Genomic DNA, 1,048 nt, shown 5'->3' on the forward strand with positions numbered 1-1,048 from the left:
AGGTTCTGACTATCTTGTTATCGGTCGTCCAATTACTCAAGCAGCAGACCCTGCATCAGTACTTGCTGAAATCAACGGCACGCTAGCTTAAGCTTATCATTAAGTCGTAATTCCAATAAAGAAGGCCAGCAATTTGCTGGCCTTCTTATAGGTGTACTAAATACAGAATTGGTCTGGAGTAGACTTGTTCTAAACGGCTTAAACCGGAGCGCCACTATGAAACTTAAAGTCGCTGTCTTCTGAAGTGATAAGTTCTGCTTCAACTTGCGCAAAATGAGCAATACGCTCAGAGATATCTTTCCCTGCGATTTGTTCCGCGAGTTCAAGATAGTCTTGATAGTGACGAGCTTCTGAACGAAGTAGAGATACGTAAAACTTTTCCATGTCTTCTTCTAAGAAAGGAGCCAGTTTAGCAAAGCGTTCACAAGAGCGAGCTTCAATAAATGCACCAATAATAAGCTTATCAACTAGAGCATCAGGCTCGTAAGTCTTAACTTGCTTGATTAAACCCTTAGCGTAGCGGCCCGCCTCGATCGGTTGATAAGTCACGCCTTTTTTTACCATCAATTCCATCACTTGGTAGAAGTGATGCAGCTCTTCTTTGATCAGCAATACCATTTTATCGATCAAGTCAGCACCGTAATTACAGCCTTCTTTCGCTGTAATTTGCTTTGATACATTACTTTTACCACGTAGAGACTCCAAGTCTCCAATACGACGGTAAGCAAATTGCTCGTAGGGCAAAATCCACTCATTCAGTTGCTTCGCGCTTTCTTTATCTACCGCATATTTACGGATAAGGAACAAAGCACTTTGAGCTGCTTTAAGTTCACAAAGCATGTGATCGCGTAGAATGATATGAAGGTTTTCAGGCTTCTTGGCTTCATCTATCCATGAATCTGGCGTTTCAGCTTTAAGAAAAGAGTGTATAGGGGCTAATAATTCTTGATACATGGTAAGGGCAAGTTTGTTGATAATGCGGGATTTTATCACAGCTTAAGAGATCCCCCTATACGGAGAAAGGAAATTCCACAGGTACAAAAAAGGC

Annotated in this window: 1 protein-coding gene and 1 pseudogene; one reads left to right on the forward strand and one right to left on the reverse strand. The window is 41.6% G+C overall.

Annotated elements, in window-relative coordinates:
- Positions 1-91, forward strand: a pseudogene (locus tag AB4653_RS22315) (orotidine-5'-phosphate decarboxylase); the annotation flags it as partial.
- Between the two features lie 107 nt (positions 92-198).
- Here the strand turns inward: AB4653_RS22315 and miaE are convergent.
- The gene (gene miaE, locus AB4653_RS22320) at positions 199-993 is read right to left on the reverse strand and encodes a tRNA isopentenyl-2-thiomethyl-A-37 hydroxylase MiaE (protein WP_012604394.1); all 795 of its coding nucleotides are present in this window, start codon (positions 991-993) and stop codon (positions 199-201) included.
- Positions 994-1,048 lie beyond the last annotated feature (55 nt).

Source organism: Vibrio sp. 10N.222.48.A3 (genome assembly GCF_041475345.1).
Lineage (GTDB): Bacteria > Pseudomonadota > Gammaproteobacteria > Enterobacterales > Vibrionaceae > Vibrio > Vibrio tasmaniensis_A.